The sequence below is a fragment of the Leifsonia sp. Ger2509 genome (genome assembly GCF_055231915.1).
In genome coordinates, this window is record NZ_JBUYVB010000003.1 from 2,433,421 (window position 1) to 2,455,899 (window position 22,479).

The 22,479-nt window shown below is 69.0% G+C and carries 21 protein-coding genes; 11 read left to right on the forward strand and 10 right to left on the reverse strand.

What is annotated here, in order from left to right; genetic code table 11:
* Nucleotides 1-181: 181 nt before the first annotated feature.
* The 6 genes from ACV7NN_RS12075 to ACV7NN_RS12100 all read left to right on the forward strand — a co-directional run bounded on the left by ACV7NN_RS12075 (nt 182) and on the right by ACV7NN_RS12100 (nt 7,756).
* Nucleotides 182-2,227, forward strand: coding sequence for a beta-galactosidase (locus ACV7NN_RS12075; protein ID WP_463349816.1), 2,046 nt, complete (start codon nt 182-184; stop codon nt 2,225-2,227).
* A gap of 16 nt (nt 2,228-2,243) precedes the next feature.
* On the forward strand, nt 2,244-3,629 hold the full coding sequence (gcvPA, locus tag ACV7NN_RS12080) for an aminomethyl-transferring glycine dehydrogenase subunit GcvPA (RefSeq protein ID WP_463349817.1): 1,386 nt from the start codon (nt 2,244-2,246) through the stop codon (nt 3,627-3,629).
* A complete protein-coding gene (gene gcvPB / locus ACV7NN_RS12085; RefSeq protein ID WP_463349818.1) occupies nt 3,626-5,257 on the forward strand; it encodes an aminomethyl-transferring glycine dehydrogenase subunit GcvPB in 1,632 nt (543 codons plus the stop codon). Before gcvPA ends, gcvPB begins: the two co-directional genes overlap by 4 nt.
* Entirely contained in the window at nt 5,258-6,436 is a 1,179-nt protein-coding gene (locus tag ACV7NN_RS12090; RefSeq protein ID WP_463349819.1) for an ATP-NAD kinase family protein, read from the forward strand. It abuts the gene before it with no gap.
* Nucleotides 6,427-7,185 (forward strand): SDR family NAD(P)-dependent oxidoreductase, encoded by a 759-nt coding sequence (locus ACV7NN_RS12095; protein WP_463349820.1) that lies wholly within the window; start codon nt 6,427-6,429, stop codon nt 7,183-7,185. Before ACV7NN_RS12090 ends, ACV7NN_RS12095 begins: the two co-directional genes overlap by 10 nt.
* Before the next feature lie 133 nt (nt 7,186-7,318).
* Entirely contained in the window at nt 7,319-7,756 is a 438-nt protein-coding gene (locus ACV7NN_RS12100) for a hypothetical protein (RefSeq protein WP_463349821.1), read from the forward strand.
* 86 nt (nt 7,757-7,842) lie between these two features.
* On the opposite strand, the gene ACV7NN_RS12105 is transcribed toward ACV7NN_RS12100, so the two are convergent.
* From ACV7NN_RS12105 to ACV7NN_RS12115, 3 genes are all read right to left on the reverse strand, one after another.
* On the reverse strand, nt 7,843-8,616 hold the full coding sequence (locus ACV7NN_RS12105; protein ID WP_463349822.1) for a PspA/IM30 family protein: 774 nt from the start codon (nt 8,614-8,616) through the stop codon (nt 7,843-7,845).
* On the reverse strand, nt 8,613-9,236 hold the full coding sequence (locus ACV7NN_RS12110; RefSeq protein WP_463349823.1) for a hypothetical protein: 624 nt from the start codon (nt 9,234-9,236) through the stop codon (nt 8,613-8,615). The genes ACV7NN_RS12105 and ACV7NN_RS12110 overlap by 4 nt, the downstream gene beginning before the upstream one ends.
* Nucleotides 9,237-9,418: 182 nt before the next feature.
* Entirely contained in the window at nt 9,419-10,942 is a 1,524-nt protein-coding gene (locus ACV7NN_RS12115; protein ID WP_463349824.1) for an ATP-dependent DNA ligase, read from the reverse strand.
* A 237-nt stretch (nt 10,943-11,179) separates the two neighbouring features.
* Between ACV7NN_RS12115 and ACV7NN_RS12120 the strand changes: the two genes are divergently transcribed.
* Nucleotides 11,180-11,587 carry a hypothetical protein gene (locus ACV7NN_RS12120; RefSeq protein ID WP_463349825.1) on the forward strand — a complete coding sequence of 136 codons (408 nt, stop codon included), beginning with the start codon at nt 11,180-11,182 and terminating at the stop codon, nt 11,585-11,587.
* A 110-nt stretch (nt 11,588-11,697) separates the two neighbouring features.
* Here the strand turns inward: ACV7NN_RS12120 and ACV7NN_RS12125 are convergent, their stop codons facing one another.
* Genes ACV7NN_RS12125 through ACV7NN_RS12155 form a run of 7 tightly spaced genes read right to left on the reverse strand, consistent with a single transcriptional unit; the run spans nt 11,698 to nt 18,433 of the window.
* Complete coding sequence (locus tag ACV7NN_RS12125; protein ID WP_463349826.1) at nt 11,698-12,747, reverse strand: mannonate dehydratase; 1,050 nt, start codon at nt 12,745-12,747, stop codon at nt 11,698-11,700.
* 53 nt (nt 12,748-12,800) lie between these two features.
* On the reverse strand, nt 12,801-13,616 hold the full coding sequence (locus ACV7NN_RS12130; RefSeq protein ID WP_463349827.1) for an SDR family NAD(P)-dependent oxidoreductase: 816 nt from the start codon (nt 13,614-13,616) through the stop codon (nt 12,801-12,803).
* Nucleotides 13,613-14,359, reverse strand: a complete 747-nt coding sequence (locus tag ACV7NN_RS12135; protein WP_463349828.1) for a GntR family transcriptional regulator — start codon at nt 14,357-14,359, stop codon at nt 13,613-13,615. Before ACV7NN_RS12135 ends, ACV7NN_RS12130 begins: the two co-directional genes overlap by 4 nt.
* A 51-nt stretch (nt 14,360-14,410) precedes the next feature.
* Nucleotides 14,411-15,715, reverse strand: a complete 1,305-nt coding sequence (gene eno, locus ACV7NN_RS12140) for a phosphopyruvate hydratase (RefSeq protein ID WP_463349829.1) — start codon at nt 15,713-15,715, stop codon at nt 14,411-14,413.
* 38 nt (nt 15,716-15,753) lie between these two features.
* Nucleotides 15,754-16,509 carry an SDR family NAD(P)-dependent oxidoreductase gene (locus ACV7NN_RS12145; protein ID WP_463349830.1) on the reverse strand — a complete coding sequence of 252 codons (756 nt, stop codon included), beginning with the start codon at nt 16,507-16,509 and terminating at the stop codon, nt 15,754-15,756.
* Between the two features lie 32 nt (nt 16,510-16,541).
* Complete coding sequence (locus tag ACV7NN_RS12150) at nt 16,542-17,411, reverse strand: SMP-30/gluconolactonase/LRE family protein (protein WP_463349831.1); 870 nt, start codon at nt 17,409-17,411, stop codon at nt 16,542-16,544.
* A complete protein-coding gene (locus tag ACV7NN_RS12155) occupies nt 17,408-18,433 on the reverse strand; it encodes a phosphotransferase family protein (protein ID WP_463349832.1) in 1,026 nt (341 codons plus the stop codon). The genes ACV7NN_RS12150 and ACV7NN_RS12155 overlap by 4 nt, the downstream gene beginning before the upstream one ends.
* A gap of 103 nt (nt 18,434-18,536) precedes the next feature.
* Between ACV7NN_RS12155 and ACV7NN_RS12160 the strand changes: the two genes are divergently transcribed.
* The 4 genes from ACV7NN_RS12160 (at nt 18,537) to ACV7NN_RS12175 (ending at nt 22,432) form a co-directional block, all read left to right on the forward strand.
* Nucleotides 18,537-19,193 (forward strand): RraA family protein, encoded by a 657-nt coding sequence (locus tag ACV7NN_RS12160; protein ID WP_463351287.1) that lies wholly within the window; start codon nt 18,537-18,539, stop codon nt 19,191-19,193.
* Nucleotides 19,194-19,206: 13 nt separating this feature from the next.
* Entirely contained in the window at nt 19,207-19,851 is a 645-nt protein-coding gene (locus ACV7NN_RS12165) for a bifunctional 4-hydroxy-2-oxoglutarate aldolase/2-dehydro-3-deoxy-phosphogluconate aldolase (protein WP_463349833.1), read from the forward strand.
* Between the two features lie 3 nt (nt 19,852-19,854).
* Complete coding sequence (locus tag ACV7NN_RS12170; RefSeq protein WP_463349834.1) at nt 19,855-20,781, forward strand: sugar kinase; 927 nt, start codon at nt 19,855-19,857, stop codon at nt 20,779-20,781.
* A 379-nt stretch (nt 20,782-21,160) separates the two neighbouring features.
* On the forward strand, nt 21,161-22,432 hold the full coding sequence (locus ACV7NN_RS12175; RefSeq protein WP_463349835.1) for an ABC transporter substrate-binding protein: 1,272 nt from the start codon (nt 21,161-21,163) through the stop codon (nt 22,430-22,432).
* Nucleotides 22,433-22,479: the final 47 nt, after the last annotated feature.

Sequence of the window (22,479 nt, forward strand, 5' to 3'; positions counted from 1 at the left end):
CTCCTGGCTGGGGCGGCGGTCTCGCGGACCGCCGGCGACGCCAGCTTAGGGGTTGACCCTTCGCCGGAATCGCTTTAGCGTTACTGTATACAGAATACAGTCGACGCTTGCTTGATGTAAAGCATCCGTCGAGAACTTCCTGTACCCGTATCCACGCGACCGCGCAGACCGAAGGAGACCAGTGACGGCCACATCGCCGCGGAGCATCCGCCTCGACGCCCTCGCCTACGGTGGCGACTACAACCCCGACCAGTGGCCGGAGAGCGTCTGGGCCGACGATGCGCGCCTCATGGTCGAGGCGGGCGTCACCCTCGTCACGCTGTCGGTCTTCTCCTGGCCGCTGCTCGAGCCGCGCCCCGGCGAGTACGACTTCGCCGGGCTCGACCGCGTGATCGACCTGCTCTGGGAGCACGGCATCCGCATCGATCTGGCGACCGCGACAGCGACGCCGCCGGCCTGGCTGGTGCGCCAGCATCCCGAGGTCCTTCCGTGGAACGTCGACGGCGTGCGCCTCGAGTTCGGTTCGCGCCAGTCGTACTGCCCGAGCTCCCCGGTGTTCCGCGAGGCGGCGCTGCGGCTCACGCGCGCCCTCGCCGACCGCTACGGAGAGCATCCCGCGCTGGCCCTCTGGCACGTGTCGAACGAGTACGGCGACCACGTCGCGCGGTGCTGGTGCCCGGAATCGGCACGGCATTTCCGCCGCTGGCTGCGCGAGCGCTACGGGACCATCGACGGCCTCAACGCGGCGTGGGGAACCAGTTGCTGGGGCCAGAACTACCTCGACTTCGACCAGATCGAGCCACCGCGCACGGCGACCGGACCGATCAACCCGGCCGAACTCGTCGACTTCGAACGGTTCTCGTCGGACGCACTGCTCGAACTCTTCCAGGCGGAGATCGACGTGCTGCGCGAGGTGACCCCGGAGATCGCGGTGACCACCAACTTCATGAGCCTGTTCCGCGAGCTCGACTACTGGGATTTCGCGGACGCCGAGGATCTCGTCACCGACGACGCCTACCCCGACCCCGCCGATCCGGAGGCGCACATCGGCGCCGCGCTCAACTACGGCCTGATGCGATCCCTGAAGGACGGGCGGCCGTGGCTCCTGCTCGAGCAGGCGCCGAGCGCGGTGAGCTGGCGCGAGGTCAACGTTCCGAGGGCCCCCGGTCAGATGCGCCTCGGCAGCATGCAGGCGATCGCCCACGGGTCGGACGGCGTCATGTTCTTCCAGTGGAGGCAGGCGAAGTTCGGGCCGGAGAAGTTCCACTCCGCGATGCTCGGCCACCGTGGCGAGGAGAGCCGGACCTTCCAGGAGGCCAAGGCGCTGGGGGCCGAGTTGAAGACGCTCGCTCCGATCAAGGACACGCGGGTGCGCGCATCCGTCGCGCTCGTCGCCGACTGGGATTCGTGGTGGGGCGTGACCGCGCCGGACTCCCTTCCGTCTGCGCGTCTCGACTGGCTGCGCGAGGCCCGCGCCTGGCACGCCGCAGCGTTCGCACTCGGGCAGACGGTGGATGTGGCGCGCGCGGCCGGCCCGTACGGCGACCACCGCGTCCTGCTCGTTCCGAACCTGTACGCGACGACCGTGGAGCAGGCGGATGCACTGGCCGGCTTCGTCGCCGCCGGCGGCCAGCTCGTCGTCGGCCCGTTCTCCGGTGTCGTCGACCATTGCGAGCAGATCCACGACGGCGGAGCGCCCGGACCCCTGCGGGAACTGCTCGGCGTCGAGGTCGACGAATGGTGGCCGCTCGCCGACGGCGACAGCCGCGCGATCGAGGTCGACGGGGAGCGCCACGCCGTGCGGGTCTGGAGCGAATGGCTCGTCCCCGCCGACGGCACCGAGGTGCTCGCGACCTACGCCGACGGCGACCTCGCCGGGCGCGCGGCCGTCACCCGACTCAGTCACGGACTCGGCGCGGCGTGGTACCTGAGCGCCGGGCTCGAGGGCGACGGGATGCGCGCCATCCTCACCCAGGTCCTCGACGCAGCAGGGATCCCCGTCACCGACGCCGACCCAGCGCTCGAGGTCGTCACCCGCACCGACGGCACCACCGACTACACCTTCCTTCTCAACCACGGCCGTGCCGAAGTGAGCGCGCCACGCCTCGAAGGAGGCCGCGACCTGCTCACCGGCGCAGACGCGAGCACCGGGCTCAGCCTCGGCGCCTTCGGGGTCGCCGTGGTCGAGCATCCATCCACCGTCCGTTCCATCCGTCCCACCCGTTAGCGACCGCGAGGCCACCATGACCCATCCCTTCGTCCACCCCTATGTGCCGAACACGGCGCCCGAGTCGCGCCAGGCGATGCTCGACGCGGTCGGCGCCGCCAGCATCGAAGAGTTCTACGCGGACGTGCCCGCCGAGCTGCGTCTCGGTCGTGCCCTCGACCTGCCGGAGCCGCTGCTGGCCGAACAGGACCTGGTGCGCCACGTCGGCGACCTGTTGCGCCGCAACCGCGCCGTCGAGCCCGGGCGGCTGTTCCTCGGCGCCGGCACCTACCAGCACGCCGTACCCGCGGTGGTCGACGAGGTCATCAACCGGAGCGAGTTCCTCACGGCGTACGCCGGCGAGCCGTATGAGGACCACGGGCGGTTCCAGGCCCTGTTCCAGTACCAGTCGCTCATGGGCGAGCTGCTGAACCAGGACGTCGTCAACGTACCCACCTATGACGGTTACCAGGCCGCGGCGACGTCGCTCGCGATGGCAGGACGCATCACCGGCCGTCGCACCGTGCTGCTGGTCAGCGACGCGCATCCGGACAAGCTCTCCAAGGTCCGCGACTACATCGCCCCCACCATCGACCTCGTGATCGTCCCGACGGTCGACGCCGTCGCCGACGTGCAGACCGTCACCGGGATGCTCGACGACACCGTCGCCGCGATCTGGGTGGAGACCCTCGGCTACACGGGCGCGCTCGAAACGGCGCTCGCCGAGCTCGCGGACGCCGCCCACGCGGTCGGTGCCGTCGTGATCGTCGGCACCGACCCGATCAGCCTCGGCATCCTGACGCCACCGGCCGACCTCGGCGCCGACATCGTCCACGGCGACATCCAGTCGCTCGGACTCCACCCCTGGTACGGCGGAGCGCACGCCGGCTTCATCGCCGTGCACGACGACACCCGCTTCGTCATGGAGCTGCCGTCGCGCCTCTTCGGGCTCGCCTCGACGGACGTGCCCGGTGAGTACGGCTTCGGCGACGTAGCCTACGACCGCACCTCCTTCGCCCTGCGCGAAGAAGGCAAGGAGTGGGTCGGCACCGCCGCCGCGCTCTGGGGGATCGCCGCCGGCGTCTACCTGGCGCTGATGGGCCCGCAGGGCATGGCCGAGGTCGGCGAGACCATCCTCGCCCGCACCGCCTACGCCGCCCGGGCGCTCACCGCGCTCGCCGGCGTACGGCTCGCCGACGGCGCCACACACTTCCGCGAGTTCGTGCTCGACGTGACGGATGCGGCGCTCACCGCACCCGAGCTCGTCGCCGCCGGTCGCACATCCGGTTTCGAGCCCGGCCACGCCCTCGACGACGACCACCTGCTCGTGTGCGTCACCGAACAGAACACCCAGACCGACATCGACGAGCTCGCCGCCGTGATCGGCGCGGCGCTCGCACAGACGAAGGAACAGAACGCATGAGCCTCCCCATCGCACCCAAGCCGGCCCTGAGGCGGTTCCACCAGGCGCGCTGGGACGAGCCGATCGTGTTCGAACTCCACGCGCCCGGCGAGCGCGGCGTGCTGGTCAGCCGCCCGGAGGCCGGCGTGCGCGAGGCTGTCGGCGATGTCGTCGCCGCGCTCCCCGCATCCCTGCGCCGCAGCGCGCCGCCCGCCCTGCCCGAGATCGGCCAGATGCGTGTGCTCAAGCACTACCTGCGCCTCAGCCAGGAGAACCTCGGCGCCGACCTCAACGTCGACGTCGGCCAGGGCACGTGCACGATGAAGTACGCGCCGAAGGTGAACGAGGCGATCATCCGCACCCCCGACCTGACCGAGCTGCACCCGCTGCAGGACCCGGAGACCGCACAGGGCGTGCTCGAGATCGTCTGGCGCACCGAGCGGATGCTCGCCGAGATCTCCGGCATGAGCCGCGTCTCGCTGCAGACCGGCGGCGGCTCCGAGGCGATCTGGGCGAACATCTCGATGATCCGCGCCTATCACCGGTCGCGCGGCGAAGGCGATCAGCGCACCGAGGTCATCACGACGATCTTCTCGCACCCGTCCAACGCGGCCGCGGCCAAGGCGGCGGGCTACACGGTCATCACGATCCACCCGGACGCCGACGGCTACCCCGACCTCGACGCCCTGCGGGCGGCCCTGTCGCCCCGCACGGCCGCGATCATGGTCACGAACCCCGAGGACACGGGCATCTACAACCCGCGCATCGGGGAATGGGTGCGGCTGGCCCACGAGGTCGGCGCGCTCGCGTCGTACGACCAGGCGAACGCGAACGGCATCCTCGGGATCACCCGCGCCCGCGACGCCGGATTCGACGTCTGCCACTTCAACCTGCACAAGACGTTCGGCACCCCGCACGGCTGCGGCGGCCCCGGCTCGGGTGCGAACGCGGTCTCGGAGGAGCTCGCGCCGTTCCTTCCGGGACCTGTGGTCGAGCGCGACGGCGACCGGTATTACCTGGATGCGGACCGCCCGCAGTCCATCGGAACCGTCGCACCGTTCTACGGCGTGATCCCGAACATCGTGCGCACGTACGCGTGGATCAGTGCGCTCGGCGCCGAAGGTCTGCGCGCCGTCGCCGAGACCGCCGTGCTCAACAACAACTACCTGATGAAGCGCATCCTCGAGATCCCAGGAGCCAGTGCACCGTACGCCGTCGGTCGCCGCCGCATCGAGCAGGTGCGGTACTCGTGGCAGGACCTGTACGAGGAGACCGGCATCAGCTCGGAGGAGATCGGCGTGCGCGCGGCCGACTTCGGGATGCACTACTGGACGAGCCACCACCCGTACGTCGTTCCGCAGCCGTTCACGCTGGAGCCGACGGAGTCGTACTCGATGGCCGAGCTCGACGAGTACGCGGCGGTGCTGGCCGAGGTCGCACGCGAGGCACGGGAGACCCCCGAGATCGTCCGTACCGCTCCGCACAACCAGACGGTGCACCACACCCACCACGACGACCTCGACGACCCGGACCGCTGGGCGGTCACGTGGCGCGCGTACCAGCGCAAGTACTTCGGGGCGGATGCGGGTGCCTCTGCGGGCGCTCACGTGGCGGATGCGGGCGTATCCGCCGAGGAGGCCGCAGCCTAGATGTCCGCCGTCCGCCAGCACCGCCCGACGATCGGGTTGGTCGTCAACCCCGTCGCCGGTGTCGGCGGACCTGCGGGCCTCATCGGCAGCGACGGTGCGGCGGTGCAGCGGGAGGCGTTCGAGCGCGGCGCGGTGCCCCGGGCGGCCTTGCGGGCTGCCGGGGCGCTCGCTGTTCTGGCGGAAGCGCATCCGGGTCTCGAGGTGCTGACCGGAGGCGGCGCGCTCGGCGAGGACGTGGTGCGCGCATCCGGACTCCGTCCGCGCGTGGTCTACGAGGCGGATGCGCGGGGGACGACCACCGGTGCGGACACCTCGCGCGCTGTCGCAGCGTTCGTCGCCGCGGGCGCAGGCCTCGTGCTGTTCGCCGGCGGCGACGGCACGGCGAGGGATGCGGCCCGCGGGGCGGACGGGAACGTCGCGCTGCTCGGCATCCCGGCCGGCGTCAAGATGTACTCGGGATGCTTCGCCGTCGCGCCTGCGGCAGCGGGAGGGGTCGCGGCCGAATGGCTTCGGCCGGGTGCGCATCCGACACGGGAGGCCGAGGTGCTCGACCTCGACGAAGACGACCTTCGCGCCGGGCGGCCCGACCCTCGACTCTTCGCGCTCGTGGACGTACCGGTCGCAGCCGGGCGGACCCAGGCCCGCAAGGCGGCCACGCCCACCAGCGAGGCGGATGCCGTGCGCCGGGCGGCGGCCGGGGCGGTCGCACAATTCGAGCCCGGCGTGCGCTACCTGCTGGGGCCGGGCGGAACGCTCGCTGCCGTGTCGCGCGAGCTCGGCATCCCCGGCAGCCCGCTCGGTGTCGACGTCGTGGAAGACGGTCGTCTCATCGCCAGGAACGTGACCGACGCCGAGGCCCTCGAGGCGGTCGCCGGCCGCCCCGCGAAAGCCGTCGTCACGGTCATCGGCGGCCAGGGCTTCCTGCTCGGTCGCGGCAACCAGCAGCTGTCGCCGGCCGTGATCGCGGCCCTTGGACCGCATCCGCTGCTCGTGGTGGCCACCGAGCAGAAACTCCTCGACCTCTCCGGGCGGCCCCTGCTGGTCGACACCGGCGATCGGAGCCTCGACGCCCAGCTGGCCGGTCACGTCCGCGTGACCACCGGCCCCGCGTCGTCGAGCATCTACCCTGTCAGTGCCGCCAGTGCGGCCACCACCGAAGGAGCACCATCATGCGTCTAGCCGACAAATCCGCCATCGTCACCGGAGGAGCGGGCGGCATCGGCCGTGCGACCTCCCTCGCCTTCGCTGCCGAGGGCGCGCGCGTCGCCGTCGTCGATGTGGCGCCGGGTGCCGCCGAGGCCGTGGCCGAGGAGATCCGCGCTGCGGGCGGCACCGCGATCGCGCTCACCGCGGATGTGTCGAGCGAGGCCGACATCGAACGCGTCGTCGCCGACACGGTCGCGGAATTCGGCACCCTCGACGTCATCTTCAACAACGCGGGCATCATCCGCCGCACCACCGCCGTCGAGACGACCGCGGAAGAATGGGACCGCGTCTTCGGTGTCAACGTCAAAGGCATCTTCCTGATGTGCAAGCACGCTGTGCCCGTGATGGCCGCGAACGGCGGCGGATCCATCATCAACACCGGCTCCGGCTGGGGCCTCAAGGGCGGCGGCCAGGCGATCTCGTACTGCGCGTCGAAGGGCGCGGTCGTCAACATGACGCGCGCGCTCGCGATCGACCACGGTCCGCAGGGCATCCGGGTCAACTCGGTCAACCCTGGCGATGTCAACACAGGGATGCTCCGCGACGAAGCGCGCCAGCTCGGGCAGGAGACCGGATCGTTCCTCGCCGAAGCCGCGGACCGTCCGCTGCAGCGGATGGGTGAGCCGTCCGAGATCGCGGCCGCCGTCGTGTGGCTGGCGAGCGACGAGTCGTCGTACGTCACGGGATCCGCCCTCGTCGTGGACGGCGGCGGGATCGCGTAGCCGCCCCGCGCATCCGACCGAGGGCGCCCGCTTGGGCCCTGATCGGGACACTCGACGGCAAGTCCTGTACCAGCCGGGGCGCTGGGGTGCACAATTGCGACACAGGCACTATCCGTCGAACCGAGGAGTCCGGATGTCCGAAGCCGCAACCGCTGTGAGTCCCGCCCAGAATCTTCGCCGCCGCTCCCGCGAGGCGCTTTCCGCACTGGCCGTGCTGTTCCTGCTCGGAATGGCCGCCAACGTCATCGGCGAGCCCGACGGCACTCTCGCGAACGTCATCGACACGATCATCGTGATCCTGCACATCCTGATCGCGATCGGTCTCGTCGTGATCGCCATCAGGCTCCTGCTCGCTGCCCGCAGGGCCGCGCTCGGCGAAACCCTGGCTCTCTGGGGGCTCATCGTCGTCATCGTGACGTTCCTCGCCGGAGTCGGCTTCGTCATCACCGGAAACGACTGGGTGTCCTATCTGATGGCCGTCGGGTTCCTCGTCGCGGTCGCACTCTACGGAGCGACGTTCTTCGCGTCGTACAAGGCCGAAGTCACAGGGGGCGCGACGCCGGGCGTCTAACCCCCGTCGCCCCGCGCACCCAGCCGTTCAGTCCGGGAAAAGTCCGCGCGATTCTGTCGAATCCGCGGACTTTTCCCGGACTCGACTCATTGGCCGATGGAGAGCCAGGACTCGGAGGCGGGCGAGGAGCCGTCGGAGGACGAGGATGCGGACGAGGATGCGGAGGACGCGTCCTTCATCGCCGCCAGCTGGCGCTCGATGTCCGCACGGGATGCTCCCGCCGAAAGCTGCCACTCGAGGTCCTCGTCGGCGGGGGCGGTGAGGTCGCGCAGGGCGCCGCTGCTCAGCAGCTCGTCGGTCGCGGCCGCGCGCGCCTGCATCTGGGCGACCTTGTCCCGCGCCCGGTCGAGGCTGGCTCCGGCGCTGTTCAGCTGCGTGCCGAGCCCGGCCACGGCCTCGTTGACCCGCACCTGCGCCTGGGACGCCGTGTAGGTGGCCTTGATCGTCTCCTTCTCGATGCGGAAGGCGGCAATCCGCTCGGTGAGACGCCGCTCGTTCTCCTGCAGCGACGCCTGCTGCTTCTGCAGAGACGCGTACTGGTCGCGGAGGGCGGCGACCTGCCGCTCGAGCACCGACCGGCGTTGCAGCGCGGACCGGGCGAGGTCCTCCTGCCCCTGGTCGAGCGCCTGCTGCGCCTGGTCGGCGAGCCGCTGGTAGCGGGCGCCCATCTCCTGGCCCTGCAGCTCGATCCGTTTCTTCGCCGTCGCGACCTCCGCGAGTCCCTGGCGCAGCTGTTGCAGCATCCGCACCTGCTGGTCGTAGCTGTCGTCGAGCATCTCGCGCGGGTCCTCCATGCGGTCGAGCGCGCGTGAGGTCTTGGTGCGGAAGATGGTGCGCATGCGTGCGGTGTTGTCGCTCATGATCTGTTCCTCGTGTTGAGGCGAGCCGGGGCCGGCTGCCGGATTGGTTCGAACATCAGGTCGTTCGAGGTGAGTGTGCGGAGTTCCTGCATGCCGGCGTGCAGGGCGTCGACTTCGCGGTCGACGTCGGCCCGCAGGACAGCGAGGGTTTCGTTGCTGAGGCCGCTGAGAGCGGATGCGACCGCTGAACGCAGCCGGCGCACGATCCCGACGACCTGGTCGACCCGGCTACGCAGGACAGGCAGCCATTCCGCCAGGGCGGCAGGGTCCTCCTCGCTCTCGAGGAAGCGCAGTTCGGTGTCGAGCGTGGCCGCTTCGGCCTGGATGCGCCGGAACAGCCGAGGGAGCTCGCCGCGCGGGCCGTCGCTCCTGGCCGCAAGGTCGATGGCCGCCTGCCCGCTGGCCAGCGTGTCGCTCAGGCGGATCCTCAGCTGCAGCACGTCGTGCTGCGCGCCCCAGCTGAGGGTGGCGCGTGCGTGAAGCGCCGCGCTGTTCAGCATGGGGCTGCGGCGGATGCGTTTGTAGAGGGCACGCGCGATCAGCACGACGGTGACGATCGACGCGAGGACGATGAGAGCGAACGCGCCCATGATCCAGGCCAGCGCCATCATCGGTGCCACCCGCGGCTTCCGCTGTCGGTTGGCAATTGCACACGTATCCGGTCCATTGGTCCGCCTCACCGAGGATTTCTTGTTGCGACGAAATCGAGTCACAACGCGATATATCGCTAAAGCTACGCCGGTCTCGCCGGAATTGCACCCGGTTGGCGAGAATCCACAGCGACAACCCGGCAGGGCGTCCGCTACTCCTTCAGCAGGGCGCGCAGCGTCTGGATGGTGTCGGCGTCGCCGGCGGGCTTGTCGTCGCGGTACTGCTTGACCCGCGCGAAGCGTAGAGCGATGCCGCCCGGGTACCGGCTCGACCGCTGCACGCCGTCGATCGCGATCTCGACCACGGTCGTCGGTGCCAGCACGACCGCATGGGCCGTGCGTCCCGTCTCGATCGTCGGAAAGTACTCGGTCTGCCAGCGCAGCGTCGCATCGGTGAGCCCCTTGAAGGTCTTTCCGACCATGACGAAGCCGCCGGGCTCCCCGAACTCGCCGAGCGGGTCCAGCGCGCCCAGATGCAGGTTGGAGAGCCACCCCTGGCGCCGGCCGGAACCCCACTCGCACGCGAGCACGACGAGGTCGTACGTGTGCACCGGCTTCACCTTGATCCAGCTCGACCCGCGCCGCCCCGCCGCGTATGGCGAACCGATCGCTTTGACGACGACGCCCTCCTGGCCCGCGGCGAGGGCGTCACGGGACACGCGTTCCGCGACCCCGGGGTCGTCGGTGATCTCGCCGGGGATGCGGTGCGCGCCGGCGACCCGTTCGAGTTCGGCGAGCCGCACCGCGAGCGGCTCGTCGAGCAGGTCGCGCCCATCGACGTGCAGCACATCGAAGAACCACGGATGGAGCACGGTCTCGCGCGCCGCGTCCGCACCGAAGCGCGACATCGTCTCCTGGAACGGCCGGGGCGCCCCGTCTTCGTCGAGCGAGAGCGTCTCGCCGTCGAGGATCACGTCGCGCACGGGCAGCCGCCGGACCACCTCGACCACCTCGGGCACGCGATGGGTGATGTCGGCGAGGTTGCGCGTGAACACCCGGATGCTGTCCCCAGCCCGGTGCACCTGGATGCGCGCGCCGTCGAGCTTGTATTCGACGGATGCCTCGCCGGTGGTCGCGAGCGCTTCGGATGCGCTGGCCGCGCTCGCAGCCAGCATCGGCAGCACCGGGCGGCCGACGACCAGTCCGACGGCGTCGAGTTCTTCGGCCGGCGCGGTGAGCGCGAGCACGGCCGTCTCGCCGAGGTCGCCGGAGAGCATCGCGGCCCGGCGTACGGCTTCGCCGGATCGATCGGCTGCGCGCGCGATCGCATCGGTGACCACGCCTTCGAGCGCTCCGGTCCGCATGTCGCCGAGCAGCACGCGGGCGATGAAGTCCTGCTCCTGCGCCGTGGCGCGCGCGGTCAGGTCACGGAGGTCGCGGCTGCGGTCGGCCGCCGAGCCCGCTCCGGATGCTGCTGCCAGCCGGTCGAGAAGGCTGTCCAGGTCGGCGATGGTCAGGGTGGGCGCATCCGCCGGTTCACCCATCGCTGCGGACACGCCGCGCCAGCCGACGCCCACGCGGCCTTGTCGTGGTTTGCCCACCAGGAAGCCGACCGCCGGGGCGATCTCGTCGGGCTCGAGCAGCGCGAGCAGCCCGGCGAGGGCATCGACCTTCGCCAGTCGCGACCGGGTGGAGGCGACGGTGTCGGAGGTGGTCACGAGCGCGTCGAGGAGCACGGGACCAGTCTCGCATCCGCCTCCGACGTCCGGGCGGTCGGGAGCGTCTGCCAGAATGGGCAGCGTGACGCCCGATTTGGGGGACGACCGAATGTCCCCCAAACAACCCACAGAACGTTCTTTCTGGCTAGGCTCAGTCTGCACACACCCGAGTTACAGCCTTCGCTCCGAATGAACACTGGTGAACCATCGCCGCCGTTCTGAGGGCGCCCGCATTTTTCAACGGAAGGACGTATCGTGAACACCCCCTACGGAATCTCAGTGGACCCCGACATGGCTGCTCAGCGAGCGAATGCGCTTCTCGAATCAGAAATCAAGGCTCGCATCGGTGCGGTCCGCGAACTCGCCCAGCGCATGAACGCGCTGGATGCAGCGATCCTCGAATACGAGGTCGCGTGGCAGGCAGCGAAGCAGGCCGGATGGTCGGACGACCGCCTGCGTGAGATCGGCCTGCATTCGCCCGACGAGTCCACGCCGGTGACCGGCCGCCGCGCCGCTGCCGGCTCCACACCCGCTCCTGCCCCCGCATCCTCGTCGCCGTCTGTCGCGCCCGTCGTGCAGCTGCCGACGCCCACGCCGGCGGTCTCGTCCGTCTCTCCCGTCGCGCCGGTCTCGCCTGTTGCCCCGGTGACCTTCGGCGGCTGAACCCCGCTCTGACACGCAGAAGCCGCGGCTCCCTGATGGGACCGCGGCTTCTCCGCGTCTGCACCGTCGATCGCCCGCCGGACGGCGCCGCCCGATCAGCGTGCAGCCGATCAGCGCGTGGAGGGGTGCCCGTACGCGGCCTGCTCCAGCCCCCGGATGTAGCCGATCGCGAAGAGGCGTCCGAGCGTCTCGTAGCCGGGGCGCGAATTCGACTCGCCTTCGAGCGTCGGCACGTGGTCGGGGCGCATCGCACCACCGAATCCGATCTCGTGGTACGCGCGGATGGCCTCTGGCAGGTCGGTCTGCCCGGCGTCGTGGAACGTCTCGCGGAACTGCTCGACGGTCCCCTTGACGTCACGGAAATGCACGAACGGGATCTTGGATGTACCGAAGTCCCGGATGAGCTCGGGGATGGACGTCGAACCATCGAGCACCTCGCTCATCAGCGCGAAGTTGCCTTGGCAGAACGTGATCCCGTTGTAGTCCGACGGCACGAGGTCGACGAGCCTGCGGAACGATGCGACGGAACTCATGATGCGCGGAATGCCGCGGTCCATCTGCTGGGGCGGGTCGTCCGGGTGCATCGCGAGACGTACGCCGGCCTTCTCGGCCTCGGGCACGACCGCCTTCAGGAAGTACTCGAGTGCATCCCACATCTGCTCTCTCGTGACCGCGCCCTCTTCGATGAGCGGTTCCTTCGCCTGCGCGACCGACCGGGTGTATCCGGTGACGAGCGCACCTCCCCGGTCTTCGAGTGCGACGTCGGTGCGGCCCCAGCTGGTGAGGGCCATCCAGTTGTACGCGAAGGTCGGGATGCCGAGCTTGCCCATCGCGCGGATCTGCTCGATGAAGGCGTCGATCTGCTCGTCGCGTCCGTCGAGGCCCATCCGCACCTTGTCGATGGGCGCCGAGTCCTCCAGCGCGATGAGTCGGAAGCCGTGCTGTTCGTAGATCTCGATGTTGCGCCTGAGCGCCGCGACGCTCCATGGTGTCTCGTCGCGGTCGTCGGCCTTCCAGCCCTGGCTGCCGACGGATGCGAACATGCGCTGGTCCTGTTCGGCGCCGTTCAGGACGCCGACGACATTGTCGACGCCGACCTGGCGGATGAGCTTCCACGACGTTTCGGGGCGTGGCGGGAGGAATTCACTGAGCTGGATCATGGGTGCCATTCGTTTGTGTCGGTCGGGCGTCTCTGCCGGTCGCGGACCGGCTGCTAGTCCTTGGTCGGTAGTGCTGCGGCGATGCGCGCCAGAAGGCCGCCGTCGACGCGGATCTCTGCGCCCGTCACGAAGCTGGCTTCGCTGCTGGCGAGGAAAGAGCAGACCGCACCGATCTCGTGTGGCTGGGCCACCCGACCGAGTGCGTGCATGGTGCCCCAGCTCGCGATGGTCTTCTCGATGCCCTCCGGGGTGCCGTCTGACCATTCCTTCGCCGAGGTCCGGAGCATCGGGGTGTCCACAGAGCCGGGCAGGAGGGCGTTGACCCGCACTCCGTACGCGGCTTCGTCGACAGCCAGCGCACGGCACAGCGCGTTCAGCGCGCCCTTCGTCGCGGTGTAGCCGACGACGTTGTTCTGGGTGGCGACGCCCTGAACCGATGAGATGAGGGTGATCGTCCCGGCGTTCTTCCGGATCTCCGCGATCGCCGCGTGCACGGCCAGGAAGGTGCCGCGGACGTTGACCGCGAACACCCGGTCGAAGCTCTCGGGCGTGGTCGTCGCCGCGTCCCCGTAGGTCTGGATCCCGGCGGACGTGACGACGTGATCGAGGCGGCCGAATTCGGCCAGCGCGAGCTGCACCGCTTCTTCGTGTGTCGCCTCCTCTGCCACGTCTCCCGCGACGCCGACGGCGGTGCCGCCCGCATCCCGGATGGCGGAGACGACCTCGTCGACGCTCGACTGCGTGAGACCGTTGATGACGACCGAGGCGCCCTCGCGGGCGAAGACCTCTGCCGCACCCCGGCCGATCCCCGCTGAGCCACCGGTGATGTAGACGACCCGGCCCTCATGCCGGCCTGTGCGCTCGCTCATTTCTCGAAGTAGTCCGGGTAGCGGACGCGCAGCACGTCGGTGTCGGTGATGATCCGGGTGGAGTGCCGTTCGATGACTTCGAGGCCTTTCGCTTCGTCGCCGGCGATGAGGGCCTCCACGATCGCGCGATGCTCGTCGACGACGCGGATGTCGCCGATCGAGTCGGGAAGGTACAGGTGGCGAAGGCGGTCGAGGTGCAGTTTGATGCCCCGGATGACCTCCCAGACGTGGGGGACGCCGGCGAGCGCGAAGACTTCCTGGTGAAGCTCCTCGTCGCTGGTGAAGAACGCTTCGGCGTCCCTGGCCGCCGACGCCGCCTCGTTCCGCTCCAGGATGTCGAGCAACGGACGGCGGTCTCGCTCCGGCGCGGCGATCGCTTTCTGGAACGCGCCGCGCTCCAGTGCCGACCGGATGAAGCAGGCCTCTTCGACCTCGTCCATGAGAATCGGTGCGACCCGCGTGCCGACCTGGGGCACGACGGTGACGAGACGCTGGTCGGCCAGCCGGGTGAGCGCATCCCGGATCGGAGCCCGGCTCACGTTGAGATACGCAGCGAGGCTCGGTTCGGACAGCGGCGCGCCCGGCGGGAGGTCGACGGTGCGGATCGCCTCGCACAGTTCCTCATAGACCCAGTCGGAGATGCGGCGGGGCTGGATCTTCGGGCGGCGAGACGTCGGCCCGGACGGATCTTTGGGGGCGCTCGACGGGTCGCGTCGGTATGAGGCGAAATCTGCGGTTACCATCTCACCATTTCCTAGTCAGGATACTTGAGGACAAACATACTTGACGGGCATTCATGCGTTCCCGACCATCCGGGGCCGGAGCCCGTTCGTCTCGACCGGCTTCGCGAACACCGTCTTCTCCGTCGCTTCGAGTTCGAGCAGCCGATTCCATTTCGCCGTCCGCTCCGAACGGTGCGTCGAGCCGACTTTGATCTGGCCCGCGCGCCAGCCGACGGCCAGGTCGGCGAGCCAGGATTGCTCCGTCTCGCCGGAGCGCGCGGAGACGATCGTCGAGAAGCCGGCGCGCTGCGCGTCGTCGAGCACGCGGTGCGTGCGGGACAGGAGACCGTTCTGGTTCACCTTGATCAGGATGGAGTTCGCCGACCCCACCGCGATCCCGCGTGCGAGACGGGATCGGTCTGTGACGAAGTGGTCGTCGCCGACGAGCTGCACCTTCGGGCCCAGCTCGCGGCAGGCGAGGGTCCAGTCCTCCCAAGCGTCTTCCGCGAGGGCGTCCTCGATCGAGATCACCGGGTACGTGCCAACCCAAGCATCGAGTTCCCGGATCAGCTCGGCGGCGGTGAGGGTGCGCTGCTCGGCGCCCAGCTGGTACAGCTCGCCGTCGTAGAACTGCGTGGCGGCGATGTCGAGCGCGATCGACAGCTCGTCCCCGGGGGCGTGCCCGCTCCGCTCGATCGCCTCGACGGTGAATCGCAGGGCGTCCTCGTTGGTTCCGAACGGGATTCCGATGCCGCCCTCATCGGCCACGAGTGCTGCCCCGGCCGCGCCGCCCTCCCGGGCGATCACCGCCGCCGCCTCGCGGACATCGGCGCACCATTCGATGGCCTCGCTGAACGTACCCGCGCCGTGGGGGATCACGAGGACGTCCTGGATGTCGATCGCCCTGGCCGCGTGTGCGCCCCCCGACACGATGTTCACCATCGGCATGGGCAGCAGGAGCTCGCCCTCGGGCTGGAACCATCGGGCGAGGCAGACGCCTGCGCTCTCGGCCGCGGCCATCGTCGTGGCCAGGGAGACCGCGAGGGTGGCGTTGGCGCCGAGCCCAGAGAAGTCCGGGGTGCCGTCCAGATCGGCGAGCACGTCGTCCACGGCCGCCGGATCCTGCGCGCTGAGTCCTCTCAGCCCGGGTGCGATCCTGCTCCGGACGTTGTCGACCGCCCGGCGAACGCCCAGGCCGGCGCGACGCGGACCCCCATCCCTCAGCTCGACGGCTTCGTGGGAGCCCGCAGACGCTCCCGACGGAGCGAGTGCGGTGGCAGCAGACCCGTCGCTCAGCTCCACGCGCGCGGCCACCGTCGGTCGGCCGCGGGAATCCAGTGCCTCCCAGGCGATCACCTGCTCGATTCGCGATGTCATGTCAGTTCCTCAGTTCGTTCGTCGGTCGATGCGCGCGCTCAGCGGAGCGAGTGGATGCCCCCGTCGACCGAGAGCACGACGCCGTTCGTCGACCCCGATCGCGGGCTGGCCAGGTACGCGATGGCCTCGGCCACCTCCTCGGCGGACACCAGCCGGCCGTGGGGTTGCCGCGCGGCAAGCCGTGCCCTCTCCGCATCCGGGGAGTCGGTGCTCTCGAGCAGCCGCTGCACCCAGGGCGTCTCGGTCGTCCCTGGGCTGACGGCGTTGAAGCGCACTCCGTCTGCAAGATGGTCGGACGCCATCGCGCGCGTCATCGAGATGATTGCGCCCTTGGTCGCGGAATAGAGCACGCGGTTGGGGAAGCCGGTGCCCACCACAGCGGACCCGACGTTCACGACGGACGACGGGGCGGATGCGATGAGGTGGGGGAGGACGGCGTGCATCACGCGCGCCGTGCCCAGCACGTTGACGTCGAAGACGCGTTCCCACTCCGACTCGTCGAAGTCGGCTATGGTGCCCGCTGCACCGATGCCGGCGCAGTGGACGACGGTCGTCACTTTGCCCCACGTCGCGACGACGGCCTCGACGGCCGCGGACACGGAAGCCGCGTCCGCGAGATCCGCCGCGACCTCGAGGTATCCGTCCTCGGATCGGTCGGTGAGCGTGCGGTCCAGGTTGGCGACCCGTGCGCCCTCGGCGAGCAGCTGGTCGACGGTCGCCCGCCCGATGCCCGATGATCCGCCGGTGACGATGGCGACCTGGTCGGCGAATGCGCCGCTCCGGATGCTCTTCATTGCGTGCCTTTCGTGGGGGAGGTCGGAGGCGGTCACCCGGCGAACCCGGAGACCGGAAGCCCGGTGGCGTCGAGGCCGCGCACCCGGAACAGGGAACCCGCCAGGGCTTCGGAGGTCGTGTCGAGTCCGGCTGCCGCCGTCGTCACCCACAACTCATCGCGCCGGGGACCGGCGAACGCGCACGAGGTCGTCTGGGAGGTCGGCAGTTCGATGCTCTGGAGGAAGGACCCGTCGGGGGCGAACTCGAGCACGGAGCCGCCGGCGAACATGGCGATCCAGATGTTCCCGCTGGAGTCGATGCAGAGTCCGTCGGGGATTCCCTGCGGAAAGTCGTCAGGTCCGAGCAGAACACGGGCTTCGGAGGTGATCTGCGAGGCCACCGGGTCGAAATCGTAGGCGTTCAGCGTTTTGAGCTGCGTATCCACCAGGTAGAAGGTGCGACCATCCGGGCTCCAGCCGAGTCCGTTGGGCTGGGTGAGGCCGGTGAGTGCCTCCACGGGCTCCCACGACGCATCCAGTCTCCACAGCGCGCCCTGCCCGGAGGCGAAATCGTAGCCACAGCTGCCGGACCAGAGAACGCCGGCCGGGTCGCATTTCGCATCGTTCATCCGAACGGTGTCCGACAGGACGACCGCCGAGCGATCGACGCTGCCGTCGCCGGCGAGCGACACGAAGCCGGACTCGGTGGCGGCGATGAAACCGCCTGCTTGTCGGGGAACGGCGGCTCCGACCCACTCGGCGAGTCCGATCTCCGTCGTGCGGTGGGTCAGGTAGTCGGTCGTGAAGACGGTGCGGCCCAGGATGTCCACCCAGTGGACGGCGCCCGCCTCGTCGTCCCAGTGCGGGCCCTCGCCGCATTCGACGTTGCGTTCGACGACGACGTCGATCTCTGTGGTGTTCATCGGCGTTCTCCCTGTGTGGTCGTTTCGAAGAAGGTCTCGGTGGGCAGATCGCTGTCCAGCACCGTCGTGGCAAGGCGGGCGACGGTCTCCCGTTCGGCGGTGGAGAGGTAGGAGGCACGGGAGATCCCGTCCGTCCGCGCGAGCATCAGCACCGCGGTGTGAGCGCCCAGCGTGCGTTCGGCCGCGTCGGCGATCGCCTCGCCCGCGGCCGCCCGATACGACGCGAGGAATGTTCCCCGCGCGTCGGCCAGTGCACCCGCGAGCGCCGGCCTCGCCACGGACTTCAGGGTCAGGTGGCAGAAGAGGAAGGCCACGTCGAACACCGGCGCGCCGACTGTCGCCACTTCGTAGTCGATGACCCACAGCCCGTCATCCGGCGCGTTCGCGACCAGCACGTTCTTCGGCGAGTAGTCGCCGTGGATCACGGTGGTGCCGGTGTCGGTGAGTTCATCGATACAAGTCTGGATGGGCGCGCGGAGGTGGGGGTAGCCGCTCTGCACCGCGCGGTGGAAAGGGGTGATGCGGAGCTCGTCGAACGCATCCCGGTGCTGGAAGCGGTCGCGGAAACCGGGATCCTGAGATCCGGCCCGGTGCCACTGGCCGAGGGTCGTCCCGAGGATGCGCGCTACGTCCGGGCTGGCCGTCGCCTCATCGAGCATCGCCTGCTTCCAGGTGATCCACGAGGCGGGCGCGGCCGTCATCGCGATGGTATGACGGCGGTGGTCGACGCCCAGGAGCCGCGGAGCGCGGTCGGGGGTGAGGGCATGGAAGGCTTCGATCGCCTCGGCCTCTGTGTCGGCGCGGGCGGGATCGGCGATCCATTCGGCCTCGACCCGGAGTTCTTCGAGCGCCTGTTTGACGATGAGCTCGGTGCCGCTGCGCGTCGTGAGGCGGAAGACCGCGCACGAGACGCCGCCCGCGGGCTCGGACACCTCGAGCACCTCGTCTCCGTCCGCCAGGAATCCCTGGTCGCGGACGTAACCGGCGATGCTCGACGGCGTGAGCAGCTTCTGGCGACTCATTCTCGGCTACTCCTTTGCAGCTAGGGCGTCTCTTGCCTTGTAGTATACAAGTATGTACGATTGCGATGCCGGTCACAATCGAAGGGGATTTCGGAAAGTGTCAATGACAGCAGAGGCCACTCTTCTCGAGGCCGTGCGCACGCACCTCTATACCGCGGTCATCGGGGACGTCCTCGACCAGCTGGGGCGATACCACCAGTTCCTTCCTGCGGGGATCGCACCGCTCAAGAGCGAGCACTTCCTCGTCGGCCGTGCGATGCCCGTCCTGAACGTCGGCGTGTACCAGCCGCCGCGCAAACCCTTCGGCCTCCTCACCGAAGCACTCGACCAGCTCGAGCCCGGCGAGATCTACCTCGCCTCGCAGGTGGAGACCTCGCCTGCGCTCTGGGGTGAGATCCTCACCGCGACGGCCCAGTCCAGGGGCGCGGTCGGAGCCGTCGTCGACGGGTACCACCGCGACACGAGGCAGGTTCTCAAGCAGGACTTCCCCGTCTTCAGCCGTGGAAACTACGCGCAGGACTCGGGTGCTCGCGCTCTCGTTCACGACTATCGCGTGCCGGTTGAGATCGGCGGCGTCTGCGTGCGACCGGGCGACCTCCTGGTGGGCGATCTCGACGGTGTGCTCGTTGTGCCGTACGAGATCGAGGCCGAGGTCATCGAGCGCGCGCTGGTGAAGGCCTCCGCCGAGAATGTCGTTCGCAAGGCGATCGATGCGGGAATGAGTTCGACAGAAGCGTTCAGCCGCTACGGCGTTCTGTAAACTCAACGCCACCATGGGAAATGAAACACTTCAGCGCCTTCGTGACGCCGGGATCGTGTCGGTCACGACGGTCGCGGATGCGAGCACCGTCGACCTCGTCGCGGATGCCCTGGTGCACGGCGGCGTGCGTGCCATCGAGATCACGCTGCGCTCGGACGCGGCGTGGGACGCGATCGAGCGGCTCTCCGCTCGCTCCGACCTCATCGTCGGTGCGGGAACCGTGCTGAGTGCAGAGGATGCCCGTCGAGCCGCCTCGCTCGGCGTCGCCTTCATCGTCAGTCCGGGCTTCGATGCAGAGGTCGTCGAGGAAGCCGCGACACAGGGTGTGCTCCCGCTTCCCGGCATCGCGACGCCGTCGGAGCTCCTGCAGGCGCATCGCCTCGGCCTGCGCGCCGTCAAGCTCTTTCCCGCCGAGCAGCTCGGCGGACCAGGAATGGTCGCCGCGCTGCACGGACCGTTCCCGGAGATGAGTCTCATGCCCAGCGGCGGTGTGAACCCCGCGAATCTCGGTCTCTACCTGGAGCGCCCGAATGTCTTCGCCGTGGGCTGCAGCTGGCTGACCGCCGGTGAGCTCGTGAAGAACGGGCGATTCGAGGAGATCAGGCGCCTTTCTGAAGAGGTTGCCAGCGTCGTCCACTCTGCGCGAGGGTTGCGCTGAACCATGCACATCGAGGAACCGCTCTACGATGTCGTCACCGTCGGCGAAGCGCTGGCGGTGCTGGCTCCCGGGCCCGGCGAGAGAGTGGCGACCGCCGACGGCCTCCGGCTGCGCACGGCGGGCGCTGAGGTCAACGTCGCACGCGCGCTCGCGCAACTCGGTCACCGGGTGGCCTGGGCCGGCGCACTCGGCGCGGACCCGCTCGGTGACCGCATCGTCGCGGACCTCGAGGCATCCGGTGTCGATGCGACGTTCGTGACCAGGGACGCCGCCGCACCCACTGGGATCTACCTCAAAGACAACGACCCTGTGCACGGCACCTCGGTCTACTACTACCGGGCGGCTTCCGCCGCGTCGAGGATGACCCCGGCCCACCTCGAGACGCTGCCTCCGAGCCGCGTGCTCCATCTCACGGGAATCACGGCAGCGATCTCTGAAACCGGACATCAGCTCGTCACATCGGCCCTGCGCGATGCGCGTGCCGGGACGGTCCGCAGCTTCGACGTCAACTACCGTCCCCGTCTCTGGACGGGACGCGACGCGGCAGCGACGCTGTCCACCTTGGCGAACGCCGCCGACATCGTGTTCGTCGGGCTGGACGAAGCGGCGGCGGTCTGGGGAGTGGCTTCCGTGGACGAGCTCCGTCGTCTCCTGCCCGGCCCGGCAACGATCGTCGTCAAGGACGGCGACGTGGGCGCGACGTCGCTGTCGGCAGAGCATGGACTGGTCTTCGAGCCGGCACTCGTGGTCGAGGTGATCGAGCCGGTCGGTGCCGGAGACGCGTTCGCGTCCGGCTACCTGCACGGCCTTCTCGCCGGCCGCGACGAAGCCGAGAGACTGCGGCTCGGCCACGCGTTCGCCGCCCACGCCCTCGTCACGACCGACGATTTCGAGCCATCCCTCTCCGCTGAGTCCATCAGCCCACGCTAGCCCTCGTCGAATCCAGGAAAAGTGGGCTTTCGCGCCGCGCAGAAGCCCACTTTTCCTGTACTCGGCCAACCTGTCACGGTCGTAGTGCATCGCTGGCGGGACGCGGCGAGCCCGAGGAACGGTAACGTTACCAAACGGTGACCTGCCGACCCGCGAATTTGTCGCTATCTTGGACACAAATATAACTGAAGACTTGCATACAAGTGAATCTTGCACCACAATGAGACTGCTTCCTTACAAGTATACAAGTAGGCCGATGCAGAGGCTTTCGCATCCCGACTACGTGAGCTTGACCACGGGAGCCCCCTGGCAGACAGAGCAGTGTGCCGGGGTCAACACGAAAGGGTGAACCTTGAAAGTCCACAATTCACGCGTTGGTATGACGTTGGCCGTGGGCGCGGCCGTCGTCGCGGTCATGTTGAGCGGTTGCGCCGGCGGGAGCGGGTCGGGTTCGGGAAGCTCGAACAAAGTCCTGACCCTGGCGAACGACAACCCCGACTGGAAAGCCGGCTTCGTCAAGATGGGCGACATCACGTCCAAGAAGACCGGTTACACCATCAACCCCCTCTCCTTCCCCACGACCACCAGCTACACGGCCGGCGTGCTGCAGGCACTCCCCACGAACAAGGCGCCCGACCTCATCAAGTGGTGGAGCGGCAAGATGCTCGAGGGTCTCGCGGCGACCGGCAACGTCGAAGACCTGAGCGATGTCTGGGACGACGCCGTCAAGGCCGGAACGCTCGACAACGCGCTGCGCCCCTACTACACCTTCAAGGGCAAGGTGTACGGCATCCCCCTCGGCGTCTCCATCTCGGTGCAGTACTACTCCAAGCCCGCCTTCGCCAAGGCCGGCATCACCGACCTGCCGAAGACCTTCCAGGACTACGAAGGCGACCTGGCCAAGCTCAAGAGCGCGGGCTACACCCCGATCTGCTCCGCGCTCGGCGACAGCTGGCCGGCGATCATGCCGTACCAGGGCGTCGCATCGGCCATCGATCCGCAGTTCTACCAGGACCTGACCGACAACAAGGCGAAGTGGAACGACGCGTCAGGCAAGAAGGTCCTCGAGACCATCGGCAACTGGACCAAGAAGGGCTACTTCTCGCCCGCTGACACCAAGGGCACCGACTGCGCGGGCCTGATGAAGTCCGGCAAGATCGCCATCACCAACCTGGGCAGCTGGGCCAACGGCCAGTTCGTCGCAGCCGGTCTGACCGACTCCGACTACGGCGCGTTCCTGCTGCCGTCGGCCACGACCACCGGAGTCAAGAACTACTTCGTCGAGGCCACCTCGCTCGCCGTCGGCAAGAACAGCAAGAACATCAAGGCTGCCAAGGCGACGCTCCTCGAGTGGCTCACGGCGGACGCCCAGAAGGAGTACATGGCCTTCTCGGGTGACCGCGCGGTCAACCCGACCGTCAAGTCGTCCGACCCGGTGATCACGTCGATCAACCAGCAGGTCGCCGACTCCGGTGGCGCGCCGCTCGGCCGCTACTACGAGTCGTTCCCGCCGAACCTCGTCCAGTCCAGCATCTCGTCGCTCGACGCGTTCATGGTCAGCGGGAACAACCCGGACAAGGTCGCGAACGACATCCAGAACCAGGCGGAGACCGCCTGGAAGGCCTGGGAGTCGAACCCCAGCATCCAGTAGGTGAAGAGGGTGATGCCCGGGTCCGGCCCGGGCATCACCCCCGCACC